Raw genomic sequence first — 17,782 nt, forward strand, 5'->3', positions numbered from 1 at the left:
GTTCGATGGTGACCTTCGCGCAGGCGCAGGAGCGCGCGGAAGAGTGGATCAACGGGGACGTGGTCGCGTATCAGCACCGTGAGGTGCGGGTACGGGAGTTCGAACTCGGGTTCGTGGTGTGGGCCGAGGACCGTGTGGACGGTCCGCGTTCCGACGGGGGTGCGCAGCGGCTCGTCATCGCCCGCGACAGCGGTGAGGCCACGTTGTGGCCCTCGCTGCCGGTGGGTGAGGTGATCCGCCGGTACGAGGAGCAGTACGGCGCGCAGGACGCGGCTCCGGAGACGGCGCCGGCCCCTGCGGCTCGTGTCGATCTGAACCAGACGTCCTTCTTGTTGAGTCCCCCTGAGTGGTTGCAGGAGGCCGCGGACAAGCTGGGGATTCCGGATCGGCGGACGGGGGCGCCGGGTGGGCCCTCGGGCGCGCCCTCCGACGGGGTCGGGTCTCGTGCGGCTGCGGCGGCGCACGGTGTGGGTGCGGGCGTGCACGGTGCGGCTGCCGGGGGCGGGGTGCCGAACGGGTCCTCGCCGGCCCCCGTTGACGCGCCGCCGGCCGATGCGCCTCCGGCGCACTACGCGCCGGGTGCGCCCCCCTCGGTTCCCGGTGGGGGTCAGGCGTGGCCCGCGGCAGGTGGCCGTCAGGACGCGGGGGCGCCCGGTGCGCCCGTCGACGTGACCCCGTGGGCCGGGACCGACACCAACGCGGACGTTGGCGGCGACGACCGTTCCGTACCGCTGCCGGCGACCGTCTTCGCGCCGCCGCTGACCGACGTCGACGACGCCGGAACCCCGCCGCCGGATGCCAAGACCGCCCTGATGTCCGGGGGCAGCCAACTTCCGCGTACGGCGATGGCTCCGGCGGTCGACGACCCCCACCCGCCGCAGGGTCCGAGTGCTCCCCGGAGCACGACTCCGCCGGTCGCACCCTCGTACGGCTATCCGCAGGGTCCCGGTGGGCCGCAGGGGGCGCCTGCTCCGGGTGCGCCTGCGTATGGGTTTCCGCAGGGGCAGGGTGGTGTTCCGGGGACGCCGCCGGTTCCGGGTGGGCCGCAGGGGGCGCCTGCTCCGGGTGCGCCCGCGTATGGGTTTCCGCAGGGGTCGGGTGGAGTTCCGGGTGCGCCGTCGGCCGGTGGACCGCCGGTTCCGGGTGCTCCTGGTACGCCGCCCGCGGCGCCTTCGCACCCCCTGCCTGCCAACGCCAGTGACATCGCCGACGCCGCGACCAGCAAGGCGCAGCCTCCGAGGGGTGCCCGGGGTGCGGCGAGTGCTCCGCCTCCGCCTAGTGCGCCGGGAGTGCCGGGCGCGCGGCCGGGGAATGTGCCTCCGCCGTCCGGGCCCGGTGCGCCGGGCGCGCCCGCGGGCGGGTATGTGCCGACTCAGCTTGTGTCGCAGCTCGGTCCGAACGGGCCCGAGGGACCTGCGGGGCCTGGAGGGCTTGCGGGACCTGGAGGGTCTGCGGGAGCTGCGGGGGCGGGAGCGCCCGGTGCTCCCGGGGGGCCGAATGCTCCGGGTGGTGGTCTCCATCACGCCGCGACGATGTTGTCGGGTCCGCCCGTCGGGGGGCCCGGCGCGCCTCAGCCGCCGGGTGTTCCGAAGCCTCCGGGCGCGCCCGGTGCGCCCGGTGTGCCCAGCGCTCCTGGTGCTCCTGGGGCACCGAACCCTCCCGGTGGTACGCCTCCCGGCGCTGTTCATTACGCCGCGACCATGCTTTCGGGTCCGCCGGTCGGGGGGCCCGGCGCACCGCCGCCCCCGCACGCCCCCGGCATGCCCCCGGGCGCGCCCCAGCCGCTGCCCGGTCAGCAGCCGATGGCCGGGCAGCCTCTGCCGGGTCAGCCGGGGAACTCCGGTCAGCAGCCGCCGGCGTACGGCTATCCGCAGACGGGGCAGCCGACCGTCGGGCCCGGGTATCAGGCCGTACTGCGGTATCGCGCGCAGGACGGTTCCGAGCAGCAGCTGATCCGGCGTTCGGCGCCGGGTACGCCGCATCCGGAGTGGCAGATGCTGCATGAGCTGCGGGCGATGAACGTGCCGCCGCAGCAGGTGCTGGAGCTGCACACGGAGTTGGAGTCCTGTGAGCTGCCGGGCGCGTACTGCGCGCGGATGATCAGGGAGACCTGGCCGCAGGCGCGGATCACGAGCATCGCCCCGTACGGCACGGATCATGCGAGCCGTCAGCAGGGAATGGGGCAACTGCTCGCGCATCAGGGGGAGTTGCACCAGGTGGCGGACGGGCCGGCGCGGCCCGCTCCGGTGCGGGCGCCGATTCCGCCGGTGCAGCCCGCGCCGCCGATCGCGCCGGAGGCGATCGGGCAGGAGCTGGCCGCGGCGTTCGGACCGGGGGTGTTCCGGTTCGACCAGGTGGCGGTGTCGCGGCAGGGTGTGCCGAACGTCGTGGCGCACACGCTCGTGGTGGCCGGGCTTCCGGTCGACATGGGCCCGTTCTTCTGGGCGCAGGCCCAGCCGGGCCGGCCGGTGCCGACGCTGGCGGAGCTGGCGATGGAGCGCGGGGTGCAGCCGGCCTCGGACGCGGGCTCGTACCTCGTGATGGGCAGTGACTTCGGCAAGGCGATCTGTGTCCAGTACGGCACGGCGAACATCGTGGCCGTGCCGGTCGAGGCAGGTCCGGGCGGTGCTACGGTGCCGCCGCAGTTCGTGAACACGGGGCTGCCCGAGTTCGCGCGCTGCCTGGCCCTGCTCGGCCGGATGTGGCGGCTGCGCTTCGGGCTGAACCAGGAGCAGGCGGGCCGCTGGACCGTCGACTTCCAGGCCCAGCTCGCCTCCCTCGACCCGGCGGCCCTCGGGTCGCCGGAGAGCTGGTGGTCGGTGCTGCTGGAACAGATGTGGGACGGGCTGCTGTAGGCCCGCTGAGGTACGTACGAATGAGGCGCTCGACCTGCGCGACGGGTCGGGCGCCTCGATCATGCGGTCATGAGTACGTGGCCCGAACGGCGAGAGCGCAGGCGCGGGAGCAACCGAGGGCGTCGGTGGCCCAAGCGGCTGGCGCTGACCCTGCTGACCCTTGTGCTGTGCGTCGTCGCGTACGCCATCGGCCTGTATTTCTGGGGGGATTCGCGGCTGCGGCACACCGACGCGTTCGACACGTACGCGGACCGGCCGAGGGCGGACCCCGGTGCGGACTGGTTGCTGATCGGGTCCGACAGCCGTTCCGAGCTGACCCCCGAACAGCGCAAGGAACTGCACGTCGGCAATGACGACGTGCTCAACACCGACACGATCATGCTGCTGCACTACGGGAAGAGCGGACCGTATCTGGTGTCCCTCCCCAGGGACTCGTACGTCGACATCCCTGGGCACGGGCAGAACAAGATCAACGCGGCGTACGCGCTCGGCGGCGCCAAACTCCTCACCCGCACCGTCGAACAGGCCACCGGGCTGAACCTCGACCACTACGCCGAGGTGAACTTCCTCGGTTTCGTCGACGTGGTCGACTCGCTCGACGGCGTCACGATCTGTGTGGCGAAGGGCGGGCTGCATGACACGAAGTCCGGGGCCGACTTTGACGCTGGGTGCCAGCGGATGAACGGGACGCAGGCATTGGCGTACGTCCGTGCGCGGTACTCCGATCCGCTGGGTGACCTGGGACGGGTGAAGCGCCAGCGGCAGTTGGTGAGTGCGGTCGCGGACAAGGCGTTGAGCCCGGCCGTGGTGGTGCCGCCGTGGCGGTTGATTCCCTGGCTGGGGGCTTCCTTCGACGCGCTCACGGTGGACGACGGGACCGGGGTGCGGGATCTGGCGCAGATGGGGCTGCGGATGAAGGACCTGGCGGACGGCGAGGGGGCCACGACGACCGTTCCGGTGGGGGAGGAGACCTCCGTCGACGGGGTCGGTGATGTCGTCGAGTGGGACTCCGCGAAGGCCGAACAGCTCTTCTCCGCACTCCGCGACGACACCCCGATTCCGGCTTCTGACCTCAAATGACGCACCCTTGACCGGATGGATGGGCGGAGTGTCGCGTTATGAACACTTCCGTGTGATCCATCAAGATGTGCGCGAAATCGTTCGTCATAAGTCGTTCGTCATTTCGTGTGTGTCCGGCGGAGAGGGGTTCAAGGATGAGCAGCGCATCGGAGGCGCCGCACGGTTTCATGGCCGTACGGGGGCGTGGTTACCGTCCCGAGCAGGTCGACGCGTACGCCGCGGGGCTCTCCCGGGCCCGGGACGCCGCGTGGGAACGGGCGGCCCGGCTGACCGTGCTGGCCAAGGAGATGGACGCGGAGGCGGAGCGGCTGCGGGAGGTCGTGGCGCGGCTCGTCCCGCAGACGTACGAGACGCTCGGGGAGGGCGCCAGGCGGATCTTCGAGCTGGGCGAGGAGGAGGCCGCGGCCGTACGGGACACCGCGCGCCGGGACGCCCAGCGGACCGTCGACGAGGCCGAGGCCGCGGGGCGGCAGATGCGGGAGACCGCGGCGGCATACGCCGACGAGGTGCGCGGCGAGGCCGAGGAACGCGTCCGGCAGCGGCTCCTCGCCGCCCGTGCCGAGGCCGACGAGATGCGGATCTCCGCCCGGCGCGACATCAAGGAGAACCGCGGTGAGGCGCTGGCCGCGCTCCGGGAGGTGCGGCAGCGGACGGAGGGGCTGCTCGCCGACCAGGAGAAGGAGCACGCCGAACGCTGGGAGGAGGCCGAGCGGGCCGCCGCCGACCGGGAGGCCGCGCTCGACGCGCACCACGTGGAGCGGGTCGCGCGCGCCGAGGCCGCGTTGTCCGAGGCCAAGCGGGCCTTTGCCGAGGCCGAGGAGTCGGCGCGGCACGGGCAGGAGGACGCGGGGGCGCGGGCCGCCGAGGTGCTGGCGGAGGCGCGGGTGCGGGAGGATCGGATCGCTCGGGAGACCGAGCGGGTGCTGCGGGAGCACGGTGAGCAGTGGGATGACGTACGGGCCCATATGGACCACGTACGGACGAGCCTTACCGCGCTGACGGGGCGGGCCCCGGCGGAGTAGCTGCGCCTTGCTTTGGCGGGGGTTCCCCGCCGCTCCGCGGCGGGGTTGCTGCTCGGGCTCCGTCCGCCGGGCGTGCCCTGCTTCGCCGCTTCGCGGCGTGTTTCCCGCCCACCCGCCCGTCTCGGTCTGTTGGGGGGTGGGCCTCTCAATGGTTCTCCCTCCGCACCGCCCCCGCCAGAATCCACCCCTCCACCGCGTCGTACTGCCTCCGCTGCTCCTGCGCCTTCCTCCTTCCGGAGGCGACCGTGCCCAGCCACCCGTAGGCGAACCCCAGCGGGATCGACACGAGGCCGGTCGTGGTGAACGGGAACCAGTTGAAGTCGGCGTCGGGGAAGGCGGAGGTGGGGGTGCCGGAGACGAGGTTGGTGCCGGGGATGAGGAGGAGGACGGTGAGGGTGCCGCCGATGAGGGTGGCGAGGAGGCCGGTTCGGGTGTAGCGGCGCCAGAAGAGGGTGCAGATCAGGGCAGGTGCGAGGGCGGAGGCGCCCAGACAGAAGGAGAGGGTGATCAGCGGCTGGAGGCTGCGGTGTTGGACGAAGGTGGCGAGGAGGACGGCGAAGGCGCCGACCGCCAGGGCGGACACCCGGGCCAGGAGCATCTCGCGGCGCGGCGAGAGCTCGTCCGAGTGGCGGCGGTTCCCTCGGAAGAGCCGCGCGTGCGCGAACAGGTCGTGGGCGAGGGAGTTGGCGCAGGCCAGGATCATTCCGGCGACCGAGGCGAGCAGGGTCAGGAAGATCGCCGTGGTGACGGTGGTGAAGAGCAGGGTCTCGGCCGTGGAGACGTCGGTGCCGAATGCCGCCCGTGAGCCCAGCAGGTAGGCCGTGTTGCCCTGCGGGTCGGCTGCGGCGATCGACGCACGGCCGATCAGGGCCGTGGCGCCGAAGCCGATGACCGTCATGACGAGGACGAACAGCGCCACGCACGGCACCGCCCAGGACATCGAGCGGCGTATCTGCGGGGCGCTCCTCGCCGTGTACATACGCATGGTGACGTGCGGCAGACATGCGCCGCCGAGGACCACGGTCAGCTCTGAACTGATCATGTCCAGGCGGGGGTTGGGCCCCTGCGAGAACTGTAGTCCCGACTTCAGGAACGCCGGCCCCACGCCGCTGCCCTGCGCCGCCGAGTCCAGCAGCGCGCCCGGATTCCAGTCGAACCGGTTCAGGATGAGTGCGGCGACGACGACACCCGAGCCGAGCAGCATCACGATCTTCATGATCTGGATGAGTGCGGTGCCCTTCATGCCGCCGACGGCCGCGTAGCTGATCATCAGCATGCCAAGTCCGATGACGCAGCCTGTTTTGAGCGAGTCGCCGGAGAATCCGAGGATGAAGGCCAACAGGTCGCCGGAGCCTGCCAGTTGGACCAGCATCAGCGGCAGCAGCGCGATGATCGTCGTGGCGCACGCGGTGATGCGCACCGCGCGCCCCGGCATCCGCCGTGCGAGCGCGTCCCCCATGGTGAACCGGCCGGCGTTGCGCAGCGGTTCGGCCAGCAGGAACATCAGCAGCACGAGGGAGAGGCAGACGCTCAACGCCAGTACGACCCCGTCGTACCCGGCGAGCGCGATGACGCCGCTCGCGCTCAGTACCGTCGCCGCCGAGATGTAATCCCCGGCGATGGCAAGGCCGTTGCGCATCGGCGACAGCGACCGGTACCCCGTGTAGAACTCGTCCAGGTCGTCGCGGTCCGGTCCGGTCAGCACGCACAGGAGCAGCGTGATCGTCGCCACCGTCGTGAACGCCACCAGCGACATCGCCTGCGCCGAACTGCTGAATCCGGTCATCGTGCGGCCTCCCGCCTGGCGTCCAGCTCGGTCTGTCTGCGGATCCGGTCCGCGAGCGGGTCGACACTCCGGCGCGCCGTGTACTCGTACAGCCCGATCGCCAGGCAGGTCACGGGTAGTTGGAGCAGGCCGAGCAGCAGGCCCGTCGACAGGCCGCCGGACACCTTGCTGGTCATCAGGCCGGGCGCGTACGCGGACAGCAGGAGGAAGAGGACGAAGTAGCCGAGCGCCGTGAGCGTCGCCACACGCCGCTGTCGGCGGTACGCGGTCCGCAGCACGCGCATGTCGCTGTGCCGGCCCAGCGCGTGGTGGCGCGGCAGTCGCCGTCTCGCGGGTTCGGGGGGCGGTGGCTGCCAGGGGTAAGTGAGGTGGGACTGGGAGGGCGGGGAGTTGGGGTGGATGGGGGGATTGTGCGGCTGTTGGTAGGGGTGCTGATGCGGGTACTGGTGTGGTCGTTGGGGCTCCGGGGGCGGGTGCGGGGACGAGTACGGGTCGGACATCCCGTTTCTCCTTGCGTGGCTCGGGTCCGGTGCGGACCGCAGGGAGCCGGGGGTGCGGGCGACGCACGCTACTCGTACGTAGTCGGGATGTGTGGGGATTTCGGTGAACCGCGTGGTCGGTCGGTGTGCGCTCGCGTCTTTCGCCCCACCGGCGTCCGAGGCGCAGGCCCTTCACCTGGACTGGACCAGCAACACCGGCGGCGGCACCTCGTCGTCGTCGAGCGCCGCCGCGAACTCCAGGCGGTGGTCGGCCCGGTGAATGATCCGGCGCCGCCCGCCGGGAGCGTGAACTTCACCGTCGTACGGTCCCGGGGGCGGGACCACGACCTGCGCGGGATGGGCCGCCCGTGCCGACCAACTCCCGGCGGGACAGGCGGAATCCCGGTGAGAGCTCGAACGCATCCGGCGTCTTCGGCGTCTCAGTACCGAGCCGATGTGGATGTGGGTGGGAAGGGGAAGGGGAAGGGGAATCGTGGGGAGGGGCGGCCACGTGAAGAAGCTCGGTGAGGCCAAGGGCGCGACGGGTGCCGCCGTGGCGGGGGCGTTGGCACTCGTCCTGCTTCAGGGGTCCAGCGCGGACGCCGGCGACGACGGGAGCGCGTCGGGCGCCTCCCCCACCGTGTGCGTCGGGACGCGGCCGGTGGGCAGTCTCCCCGGGCCGGGGCCCGGGGTCGGGCCGCCGGACGACACCCCGCTGTTCCGGGTGCTGGCGTACGTCGACCGGCTGGGCAAGGCGCGTTACTCCGGCGTCTTCACCGGTCTCACCGTCGACACGGACGACCGGGCCGCGGACGTCTACCGCATCCCGTCCGAGGAGTTCGACTCCGACCTCTGCGGCGCCGCCGAAAAGGGTGTGACGCTGCGGCTGTACGACACGGAAACCACCAAGGTGGAGCTGGAGGCCCTGGTCGGCGAGATCGGTGAGGACATGCACCGCTGGGACGGCACCTTCTCGCTGCGCGAAGTCGCCGCGGACGAGGCGGGTTTCGTCCTCGTGGGCGTGGACGACGCCGCGAAGGCAGGGCCCATCCTCAGGGAGGCGTACGGGGAGTTCGGGAAGAAGTTCATCAAGGTGCGCCACGTGGAGCAGGCGACGGATCTGTGACCTCCGTGCCCTCGGTGTCCTGCGTTCCCTCGTCGTGCGTCAGTACCGGGAAGTGTCTCGGTGCCACGAACAGCAGGACCAGGAAGGCGAGTCCGGCGGCGATCGCCGCGCCGAGGTAGACGGCGTGGACCGCTTCGGCGACCGCGTGGCGCACCTGTTCGCCGGGCGCGCCCGAGTCCAGGGTGCGGGTCACCGAGTCAAGATCGCCCGCCCCGCCGAGCCGCGTGGCGAGCACCCCGTTGGCGATGGCGCCGAACAGCGCGGCGCCCACGGTCTGGCCGGTCTGGCGGCAGAAGAGGACGGATGCGGTGGCGGTGCCGCGTTCGGCCCAGCCGACGCTCGACTGGACGCCGACGAGCAGGGGGAGTTGGAAGAGGCCCAGCGCGCCGCCGAGCAGCAGCATGAGGAGAGTCGGCTGCCAGGGTTCGCCCGGGTAGGGCAGGAAGGGGAAGGCCAGCAGGAGGACGGTCGCCGTGCCGATACCGATCATCGCGGTGTTGCGGAAGCCGATGCGGCGGTAGACGTGCTGGCTGAGCGCCGCCGACAGCGACCAGCTCAACGTCCATACGGAGAACACGAATCCGGCGGCGATCGGGGCCAGGCCGAGGACCGCCTGGGCGTAGGTGGGAAGGAACACCGTCGGGGCGACCATGAGCAGCCCCAGCGCGCCGCACGCCAGGTTCACCGCGGCGATGGTGCGCCGCCGCCACACCCAGCCGGGGATGATCGGTTCGGCGGCCCGTCGCTCGACGGCCACGACGACCGTGACCAGCACAAGTCCCGTACCGAACAGGGCGATTGACGGTGCCGACAGCCAGTCCCAGGCGACCCCGCCCTGCACCAGCGCGGTCAGCAGGACGCCGCCGCAGGCGAAGACGCCGAGCGCGCCGGCCCAGTCGATGCGGGGCTTGGGGGCCGGTTCGCGCCGGGGCTCGTGCAGGTGGCGGACGATCAGCCACAGGGCGACTGCGCCGATCGGCAGGTTGATGAGGAAGATCCACCGCCAGTCGGCGTACGCCGCGATGACACCGCCGAGCGCGGGGCCCGCGATCGCCGAGGTCGCCCACACCGTGGACAGCTTGGCCTGGATCTTGGGGCGTTCCTTGAGCGGGTAGAGGTCGGCGGCGAGTGTCTGCACCGTGCCGTGGAGGGCGCCGCCGCCCAGGCCCTGGATGACGCGGAAGGCGATGAGCGCGGCCATGCTCCAGGCGGTGGCGCAGAGCAGTGAGCCGACAAGGAAGAGGACGGAGCCCGCGACCAGCACCGGCTTGCGGCCGAAGGCGTCGGAGAGCTTGCCGTAGACGGGCAGCGTGACGGTCACGGCCAGCAGGTAGCCCGAGAACAGCCAGGAGAAGACCGAGAAACCGCCCAGGTCGCCGACGATCTGCGGGACGGCCGTCGACACGACGGTGGCGTCGAGTGCGGCCAGCGCCATCGAGAGCATGAGGGCGGCGACGACGGCCCCGCGTTTGTCGGTACCGCCGCCGGTACCGGGGTGCTGGGCGGCGTCGGGTATCGCGGGTCGGGCACGGCCCACTGGATTCCTTTCCCCTTGCATCTATCTGTCGGGGACACTCTGCCACTTGACCTTCCCGTCGCGGCAGGGCGGACGCTGGGCCCGGTCCGAGGGTGGAGGCGACCCTGAGGCGTACTCCACCGGAGGGTGGACTGCCCCTAGGGGTCTCTCCTTACCAAGGCTCGGGGCGAGCTCGTACCGGCGGAGGACGAGACGGGGCGGGGTGCTTCCTTAACCTGGCTTTATGCCGCTGAGGGCAGTGCGACGGCACTGCCCGAGGAGGCGGACCGCACCTTCGGGGGTGGGGTTTTCCCCAGCACAAGACGGGTCCGGGCACCAGCGCGCCGGACCCCCTCCGGCCAGCAGACTCATCCACGTAGCCAGTTCAAGTGACTTATCCACGTGGCCAGTTCAAGTGACCCATCCACGTGGCCAGTTCACGCGGATTGTCCACGCACCACCTCAGCGAGTCATCCACGCACCACCTCAGTGGCTTTTCCGCTGACCGACTTAGGAGACATACCGTGACTTCGGCTGTAACCATTCCCAGGCACGGGGGCACTGGAGGGCGTACGGCCGTTGCCGCGCGAGCGCGGCAGGTCGTGAAGGCGTACGGGTCCGGTGAGACTCGCGTCGTCGCCCTCGACAACGTCGACGTGGACATCGCGCGGGGCCAGTTCACCGCGATCATGGGCCCCTCGGGGTCCGGCAAGTCCACGCTGATGCACTGCCTCGCCGGGCTCGACACCGTGTCGAGCGGGCAGATCTACCTCGACGAGACCCAGATCACCGGGCTCAAGGACAAGAAGCTCACGCAGCTGCGCCGGGACCGGATCGGCTTCATCTTCCAGGCGTACAACCTGCTGCCGACGCTGAACGCGCTCGAGAACATCACGCTGCCGATGGACATCGCCGGCCGCAAGCCCGACAAGGGCTGGCTGGCCCAGGTCGTCGAGACCGTCGGGCTCGCCGACCGCCTCAAGCACCGGCCGACCCAGCTCTCCGGCGGACAGCAGCAACGTGTCGCCGTGGCGCGGGCGTTGGCCGCCCGGCCCGAGATCATCTTCGGTGACGAGCCGACCGGAAACCTGGACTCCCGTGCGGGAGCCGAGGTGCTGGGCTTCCTGCGGCGCTCCGTGGACGAGCTCGGCCAGACCATCGTGATCGTCACGCACGACCCGGTGGCGGCCTCGTACTCGGACCGCGTGCTGTATCTGGCGGACGGCCGGATCGTCGACGAGATGCACCAGCCGACGGCCGATCAGGTCCTGGACCGTATGAAGGACTTCGACGCCCGGGGGCGTACGTCATGACTGTCATGAAGACCTCCAGGCGCAACTTCTTCGCGCACAAGGGGCGGATGGCACTGTCGGCCGTGGCGGTCATGCTGTCGGTGGCGTTCGTCTGCGGCACGCTCGTCTTCACCGACACGATGAACACGACGTTCGACAAGCTGTTCGCGGCCACTTCCTCCGATGTGACGGTCAGCGCCAAGGACGCCTCGGACACCGGGGAGACCCAGTCCGACAACGGCAGGCCGCCCGTCATACCCGCCGCCGTGGTCGGCGAGGTGCAGAAGGCCGACGGCGTGAAGTCGGCCGAGGGCACCGTCTTCTCGACCTCGGTGACGGTCGTCGACGCCGACAAGGACAGCCTGTCGCCCTCCAGCGGCGCACCGACCATCGTCGGCAGCTGGAACAGCAACGACGCCCGCACCATGAAGATCGTCTCCGGTGCGGCGCCCAAGTCCGCGGACCAGGTCATGGTCGACGCCGACACCGTCGACAAGCACCACCTGAAGCTGGGTGACGAGATCGGTGTCATCAGCGCGGTCGGCACCCACCTCGCCAAGATCTCCGGGATCGCCGACTTCACCGTCACCAACCCCGGTGCCGCGATCTTCTACCTGGACACCAAGACGGCCCAGCAGACCCTGGTCGGACAGTCCGACGTCTACACGAACGTCAATGTCACCGCGGCCTCCGGCATCACCGACGCGCAGCTGAAGCAGAACGTTGTGGCCGAACTCGGCGGCGGCTACCAGGTGCAGACCGCCAAGGAGCTCTCGGACGCGAACGCCAAGGACGTCGAGAGCTTCATGAGCGTGATGAAGTACGCGATGCTCGGCTTCGCCGGGATCGCCTTCCTCGTCGGCATCTTCCTGATCATCAACACCTTCTCGATGCTGGTCGCCCAGCGCACCCGCGAGATCGGCCTGATGCGCGCCATCGGCTCCTCCCGCAGGCAGGTCAACCTGTCGGTGCTCGTCGAGTCGCTGCTGCTCGGCTTCTTCGGCTCGGTGCTCGGGGTCGGCGCGGGCGTCGGCATCGCCGTCGGGCTGATGAAGCTCATGGGCTCCGTGGGCATGCAGCTGTCGACGTCCGACCTGACCATCGCCTGGACGACCCCGGTGGCCGGGCTCCTCCTCGGCGTGCTGGTCACGGTGTTCGCGGCGTACGTACCCGCCCGGCGCGCCGGCAAGGTCTCGCCGATGGCCGCGCTGCGCGACGCCGGTACGCCGGCCGACGGCAAGGCCGGCCTCGTACGCGGTCTGATCGGCCTGGTCCTCACCGGTGCCGGAGTCGCCTCGCTCTACGCGGCGTCGACGGCCGACAAGGCGAGCGAGGGTTCGCTGGTCCTCGGTGTCGGTGTGGTGCTGACCCTCATCGGATTCGTCATCATCGGCCCGCTGCTCGCGGGGGTGGTGGTCCGCGTGCTCAGCGTGGTGGTGCTGCGCGCCTTCGGCCCGGTCGGACGGATGGCCGAGCGCAACGCGCTGCGCAACCCGCGCCGCACCGGCGCCACCGGCGCGGCCCTGATGATCGGCCTCGCGCTGGTCGCCTGCCTTTCCGTGGTCAGCTCCTCGATGGTGGCCTCTGCCACGGACCAGCTCGACAAGACCGTCGGCACGGACTTCATCATCCAGTCCGACAGCGGGCAGCTGATCACCCCGCAGGCGGTGCAGGCCGTGAAGGCGACGGAGGGACTTGAGGGGGTCACCGAGTACAAGTGGACCAAGGGTGACTTCACCACTCCCGACGGCGAGACCCTCAAGAAGACGGCGATCACGGCGGCCGATCCGTCGTACGCGCAGGACCTGGCCACCAAGACGGTCGCCGGCAATCTCGCGGACGCCTACAAGCCCAACTCGATGTCCGTGCACGAGACGTTCGCCAAGGACCACGGCATCACGCTCGGGTCCAAGATCGGCGTCGACTTCGAGGACGGCTCCGAGGCGCAGCTGACGGTCCGCGCGATCACCAGCAGCGATGTCGTCATCGACGCGGGGGCGATGTACACGTCGATCGACACGCTCGCCAAGTACGTCCCCGCCGACAAGATGCCCCTCGACGAGATGGTCTTCGCCTCGGCGAAGGACGGCCAGGAAGCGGCCGCCTACAAGTCGCTGAAGTCGGCGCTGCACGACTATCCGCAGTACACGGTCCGCGACCAGACCGACTACAAGGAGGCGATGAAGGACCAGATCAGCCAGCTCCTCAACATCATCTACGGGCTGCTGGCCCTGGCGATCATCGTCGCGATCCTGGGCGTCGTGAACACCCTGGCCCTGTCGGTGGTGGAGCGCACACGTGAGATCGGCCTCATGAGGGCGATCGGCCTCTCCCGCCGCCAGCTGCGCCGCATGATCCGCATGGAGTCGGTCGTCATCGCCCTCTTCGGCGCCCTCCTGGGGCTCGGGCTGGGCATGGGCTGGGGCGCGACCGCCCAGAAGCTGCTGGCGCTGGAAGGCCTGAAGATCCTGGAGATCCCCTGGCCGACGATCATCGCCGTCTTCATCGGCTCCGCGTTCGTGGGCCTCTTCGCCGCCCTCATCCCGGCGTTCCGGGCGGGGCGGATGAACGTCCTGAACGCGATCGCCACCGAATAGTCGACCATCCGAATCAACCCAATAGCCACCGCGTACGGGGGTCGCGGGGGAGTGGGCCCGGTGGCCGGAGGGAGTGTCCTCCGGCCACCGGGCCCGAGTCATGCCGGATGCTTTTGAGGTCCGGGGCTGAATGTTTCCCGGCCGGGGCTGAGATCTTTCACCCCGGTCGGGGGTAGAGGTTTTCAGCCCGTCCGGCGTTTGAGGACGAGCGCGTTCAGCGCGATACGGAGGTCTGGGGGTGGAGCCCCCGGGGGACGCCCGCGCCCACCCCGGGTACCTCACGACCCCACAGCCGGCGCAGCGCCGACGTACGCTGGAGGACCCCGGCCCGGAACACGTGTCGGGTCGTTCGCGTTGCCCACTCCCCGGGATGGAAGCCCTTCATGAGCCTGCACGGTCTGCTCGACGCCGTCGTCAAGGACGCCGCCCTCAGGGAAGCGGTGAAGGCCGCCGGCGACGGCAACCGGATGCACATCGACCTGGTCGGCCCGCCCGCGGCCCGTCCCTTCGCGGTGGCGGCACTGGCCCGTGAGGCCGGCCGTACCGTACTGGCGGTGACGGCGACGGGCCGCGAGGCCGAGGACCTGGCGGCCGCGCTGCGTTCCCTCCTCCCGTCGGAGGGAATCGTGGAGTACCCCGCCTGGGAGACACTCCCGCACGAGCGGCTGTCCCCGAGGTCGGACACGGTGGGCCGCCGCCTGGCCGTACTGCGCCGCCTGGCGCACCCGCGCCCCGACGACCCGGAGACCGGCCCGGTCTCGGTCGTCGTCGCGCCGATCCGCTCCGTGCTCCAGCCGCAGGTACAGGGCCTCGGCGACCTGGAGCCGGTCTCCCTGCGCACGGGCCAGAGCGCCGACCTGGGTGAGATCGTCGAAGCGCTCGCGGCAGCCGCGTACTCCCGGGTCGAGCTGGTCGAGAGGCGCGGCGAGTTCGCGGTCCGCGGCGGCATCCTCGACGTCTTCCCGCCCACCGAGGAGCACCCCCTGCGGGTGGAGTTCTGGGGCGACGACGTCGAGGAGATCCGTTACTTCAAGGTCGCCGACCAGCGCTCGCTGGAGGTCGCCGCGCACGGGCTGTGGGCCGCGCCCTGCCGTGAACTGCTGCTCACGGACCAGGTACGGGAGCGGGCGGCGCGGCTGGCGGAGGAGCACCCGGAGCTGGGCGAGCTGCTCGGCAAGATCGCCGAGGGTATCGCCGTAGAGGGAATGGAATCGCTGGCTCCGGTCCTGGTCGACGACATGGAGCTGCTGATCGACGTACTGCCCGAGGGCTCGATGGCCGTCGTGTGCGACCCGGAGCGGGTGCGGACGCGGGCTTCGGACCTGGTGGCGACCTCGCAGGAGTTCCTCCAGGCGTCCTGGGCGGCGACCGCGGGCGGCGGCGAGGCACCCATCGACGTCGATGCGGCGTCCCTGTGGTCCATCGCCGACGTACGGGACCGGGCGCGCGAGCTGGACATGATGTGGTGGTCGGTGTCGCCCTTCGCCGCCGATGACGAGCTCGACGCGGACACCCTGAAGCTCGGCATGCACGCCCCGGAGACCTACCGCGGCGACACGGCCAGGGCGCTGGCCGACACCAAGGGCTGGCTGGCCGACGGCTGGCGCACGGTGTACGTCACCGAGGCGCACGGCCCGGCCGCCCGCACCGTCGAGGTCCTGGGCGGCGAGGGCATCGCGGCCCGGCTGGACACCGATGTGGCCGACATCAGCCCCTCGATCGTCCATGTCTCCTGCGGCTCGATCGACTACGGCTTCATCGACCCGGCCCTCAAGCTCGCCGTCCTGACGGAGACCGACCTCTCCGGCGCGAAGGCGGCCGGCAAGGACGGCGTGCGGATGCCGGCCCGCCGCCGCAAGACCATCGACCCGCTGACGCTGGAGATGGGCGACTACATCGTCCACGAGCAGCACGGCGTGGGCCGCTACATCGAGATGGTGCAGCGCACCGTCCAGGCCGCGACCCGCGAGTACCTGGTCGTCGAGTACGCCCCCGCCAAGCGCGGCCAGCCCGGCGACCGCCTCTACATCCCCACCGACCAGCTGGAACAGATCACCAAGTACGTCGGCGGCGAGGCCCCGACCCTGCACCGGCTCGGCGGCGCGGACTGGACGAAGACCAAGGCGCGGGCGAAGAAGGCGGTCAAGGAGATCGCCGCGGACCTCATCAAGCTGTACTCGGCGCGGATGGCGGCGCCCGGGCACGCGTTCGGTCCCGACACGCCCTGGCAGCGCGAGCTGGAGGACGCCTTCCCGTACGCGGAGACCCCCGACCAGCTCACCACCATCGCCGAGGTCAAGGACGACATGGAGAAGACGGTCCCGATGGACCGTCTGGTCTGCGGCGACGTCGGCTACGGCAAGACGGAGATCGCGGTCCGCGCCGCCTTCAAGGCCGTACAGGACGGCAAGCAGGTCGCGGTGCTCGTGCCCACCACGCTGCTGGTGCAGCAGCACTTCGGGACCTTCTCCGAGCGCTACTCCCAATTCCCGGTCAACGTACGGGCGTTGTCCCGCTTCCAGACGGACACGGAGGCGAAGGCGGTCCTGGAGGGCCTGCGCGAGGGCTCGGTGGACCTGGTCATCGGCACCCACCGGCTCTTCTCCGCGGAGACCAAGTTCAAGGACCTGGGCCTGGTCATCGTCGACGAGGAACAGCGCTTCGGCGTCGAGCACAAGGAGCAGCTGAAGAAGCTGCGCGCCAACGTGGACGTACTGACGATGTCGGCCACCCCCATTCCCCGCACGCTGGAAATGGCCGTGACCGGCATCCGCGAGATGTCGACGATCACCACCCCGCCGGAGGAACGCCACCCGGTGCTGACCTTCGTCGGCCCGTACGAGGAGAAGCAGATCGGTGCCGCGATCCGCCGCGAACTGCTGCGCGAGGGCCAGGTCTTCTACATCCACAACCGCGTCGAGTCGATCGACCGCGCGGCCGCCCGCCTCCGCGAGATCGTCCCCGAGGCGCGCATCGCCACCGCCCACGGTCAGATGTCGGAATCGTCCCTGGAACAGGTGGTCGTCGACTTCTGGGAGAACAAGTTCGACGTACTCGTGTCGACGACGATCGTCGAGTCCGGCATCGACATCTCCAACGCGAACACGCTGATCGTGGAGCGCGGCGACAACTTCGGCCTCTCGCAACTGCACCAGCTGCGCGGGCGGGTCGGCCGAGGCCGTGAGCGCGGATACGCCTACTTCCTGTACCCGCCGGAGAAGCCCCTGACCGAGACGGCGCACGAGCGCCTCGCGACCATCGCCCAGCACACCGAGATGGGCGCGGGCATGTACGTCGCCATGAAGGACCTGGAGATCCGCGGCGCGGGCAACCTGCTCGGCGGCGAACAGTCGGGCCACATCGCGGGCGTCGGCTTCGACCTCTACGTACGCATGGTCGGCGAGGCGGTCGCCGACTACCGGGCCTCCCTGGAAGGCGGCGTCGTGGAAGAGCCGCCCCTGGAGGTCAGGATCGAGCTCCCGGTCGACGCGCACGTCCCCCACGACTACGCGCCGGGCGAGCGGCTCCGTCTCCAGGCCTACCGCTCCATCGCCTCCGCCAACACGGAGGAGGACGTCAAGGCCGTACGCGAGGAACTCGTCGACCGCTACGGCAAGTTGCCTGAGCCGGTGGAGAACCTGCTGCTCGTCGCGGGCCTGCGGATGCTCGCCCGCGCCTGCGGAGTCGGCGAGGTCGTCCTCCAGGGCAACAACATCCGCTTCGCACCCGCGGAGTTGAGGGAGTCCCAGGAACTGCGGCTGAAGCGGCTGTACCCGGGCACCGTCATCAAGCCCACCGCACATCAGCTGCTGGTACCGCGCCCGAAGACGGCCAAGGTGGGGGGAAAGCCGTTGGTGGGGCGGGAGTTGCTGGGGTGGACCGGGGAGTTCTTGGCGACGATCCTCGGGTCGTAGGGGTTACGAGGGGTTAGGGGGCGTAAGGGTCCCGTGGTGGGTGTTGAGGCGGAGGCAGAGGTGCGGATCGGAGGGATCGTCGAACCCTGACATCGGCGTCAGGACCAAGCCCGAT

Annotated in this window: 11 protein-coding genes; 7 read left to right on the plus strand and 4 right to left on the minus strand. The window is 70.6% G+C overall.

The window, feature by feature from the left end:
* The first annotated feature begins 5 nt into the window (after positions 1 to 5).
* The 3 genes from ACIPC1_RS29160 to ACIPC1_RS29170 all read left to right on the plus strand — a co-directional run bounded on the left by ACIPC1_RS29160 (position 6) and on the right by ACIPC1_RS29170 (position 4,957).
* On the plus strand, positions 6 to 2,855 hold the full coding sequence (locus ACIPC1_RS29160; protein ID WP_402522163.1) for an SUKH-4 family immunity protein: 2,850 nt from the start codon (positions 6 to 8) through the stop codon (positions 2,853 to 2,855).
* 69 nt (positions 2,856 to 2,924) lie between these two features.
* On the plus strand, positions 2,925 to 3,935 hold the full coding sequence (locus tag ACIPC1_RS29165; protein ID WP_402522165.1) for an LCP family protein: 1,011 nt from the start codon (positions 2,925 to 2,927) through the stop codon (positions 3,933 to 3,935).
* Positions 3,936 to 4,069: 134 nt separating this feature from the next.
* Positions 4,070 to 4,957 carry a cellulose-binding protein gene (locus ACIPC1_RS29170; RefSeq protein WP_402522167.1) on the plus strand — a complete coding sequence of 296 codons (888 nt, stop codon included), beginning with the start codon at positions 4,070 to 4,072 and terminating at the stop codon, positions 4,955 to 4,957.
* A 145-nt stretch (positions 4,958 to 5,102) separates the two neighbouring features.
* Here ACIPC1_RS29170 and ACIPC1_RS29175 read toward each other — a convergent pair whose 3' ends face one another.
* The 3 genes from ACIPC1_RS29175 to ACIPC1_RS29185 all read right to left on the minus strand — a co-directional run bounded on the left by ACIPC1_RS29175 (position 5,103) and on the right by ACIPC1_RS29185 (position 7,645).
* Positions 5,103 to 6,743, minus strand: a complete 1,641-nt coding sequence (locus tag ACIPC1_RS29175) for a cation acetate symporter (RefSeq protein WP_402522170.1) — start codon at positions 6,741 to 6,743, stop codon at positions 5,103 to 5,105.
* On the minus strand, positions 6,740 to 7,243 hold the full coding sequence (locus ACIPC1_RS29180) for a DUF485 domain-containing protein (protein WP_402522172.1): 504 nt from the start codon (positions 7,241 to 7,243) through the stop codon (positions 6,740 to 6,742). Before ACIPC1_RS29180 ends, ACIPC1_RS29175 begins: the two co-directional genes overlap by 4 nt.
* 171 nt (positions 7,244 to 7,414) lie before the next feature.
* Positions 7,415 to 7,645 (minus strand): hypothetical protein, encoded by a 231-nt coding sequence (locus ACIPC1_RS29185; protein ID WP_402522174.1) that lies wholly within the window; start codon positions 7,643 to 7,645, stop codon positions 7,415 to 7,417.
* Positions 7,646 to 7,733: 88 nt separating this feature from the next.
* Between ACIPC1_RS29185 and ACIPC1_RS29190 the strand changes: the two genes are divergently transcribed.
* Positions 7,734 to 8,348 carry a hypothetical protein gene (locus ACIPC1_RS29190; RefSeq protein ID WP_402522176.1) on the plus strand — a complete coding sequence of 205 codons (615 nt, stop codon included), beginning with the start codon at positions 7,734 to 7,736 and terminating at the stop codon, positions 8,346 to 8,348.
* Here ACIPC1_RS29190 and ACIPC1_RS29195 read toward each other — a convergent pair.
* The gene (locus ACIPC1_RS29195; protein WP_402522178.1) at positions 8,311 to 9,885 is read right to left on the minus strand and encodes an MDR family MFS transporter; all 1,575 of its coding nucleotides are present in this window, start codon (positions 9,883 to 9,885) and stop codon (positions 8,311 to 8,313) included. The two genes, ACIPC1_RS29190 and ACIPC1_RS29195, sit on opposite strands and share 38 nt — an antisense overlap.
* Before the next feature lie 503 nt (positions 9,886 to 10,388).
* On the opposite strand from ACIPC1_RS29195, the gene ACIPC1_RS29200 reads away from it, so the two are divergent.
* From ACIPC1_RS29200 to mfd, 3 genes are all read left to right on the plus strand, one after another.
* Positions 10,389 to 11,177, plus strand: coding sequence for an ABC transporter ATP-binding protein (locus ACIPC1_RS29200; RefSeq protein ID WP_402522180.1), 789 nt, complete (start codon positions 10,389 to 10,391; stop codon positions 11,175 to 11,177).
* Positions 11,174 to 13,753 (plus strand): ABC transporter permease, encoded by a 2,580-nt coding sequence (locus ACIPC1_RS29205; protein WP_402522182.1) that lies wholly within the window; start codon positions 11,174 to 11,176, stop codon positions 13,751 to 13,753. Before ACIPC1_RS29200 ends, ACIPC1_RS29205 begins: the two co-directional genes overlap by 4 nt.
* 383 nt (positions 13,754 to 14,136) lie before the next feature.
* The gene (gene mfd / locus ACIPC1_RS29210; RefSeq protein WP_402522184.1) at positions 14,137 to 17,667 is read left to right on the plus strand and encodes a transcription-repair coupling factor; all 3,531 of its coding nucleotides are present in this window, start codon (positions 14,137 to 14,139) and stop codon (positions 17,665 to 17,667) included.
* Positions 17,668 to 17,782: the final 115 nt, after the last annotated feature.

Origin of the sequence: Streptomyces sp. NPDC087263, assembly GCF_044744645.1 — a bacterium.
GTDB lineage: Bacteria > Actinomycetota > Actinomycetes > Streptomycetales > Streptomycetaceae > Streptomyces.

Bases quoted from the DNA above. Each gene is read 5' to 3' on its own strand.
- ACIPC1_RS29205 (WP_402522182.1), top strand. From the start codon at position 11,174: ATGACTGTCATGAAGACCTCCAGGCGCAACTTCTTCGCGCACAAGGGG.
- ACIPC1_RS29170 (WP_402522167.1), top strand. From the start codon at position 4,070: ATGAGCAGCGCATCGGAGGCGCCGCACGGTTTCATGGCCGTACGGGGG.
- ACIPC1_RS29165 (WP_402522165.1), top strand. From the start codon at position 2,925: ATGAGTACGTGGCCCGAACGGCGAGAGCGCAGGCGCGGGAGCAACCGA.
- ACIPC1_RS29175 (WP_402522170.1), bottom strand. From the start codon at position 6,743: ATGACCGGATTCAGCAGTTCGGCGCAGGCGATGTCGCTGGTGGCGTTC.
- ACIPC1_RS29185 (WP_402522174.1), bottom strand. From the start codon at position 7,645: ATGCGTTCGAGCTCTCACCGGGATTCCGCCTGTCCCGCCGGGAGTTGG.
- ACIPC1_RS29160 (WP_402522163.1), top strand. From the start codon at position 6: ATGGTGACCTTCGCGCAGGCGCAGGAGCGCGCGGAAGAGTGGATCAAC.
- ACIPC1_RS29180 (WP_402522172.1), bottom strand. From the start codon at position 7,243: ATGTCCGACCCGTACTCGTCCCCGCACCCGCCCCCGGAGCCCCAACGA.
- mfd (WP_402522184.1), top strand. From the start codon at position 14,137: ATGAGCCTGCACGGTCTGCTCGACGCCGTCGTCAAGGACGCCGCCCTC.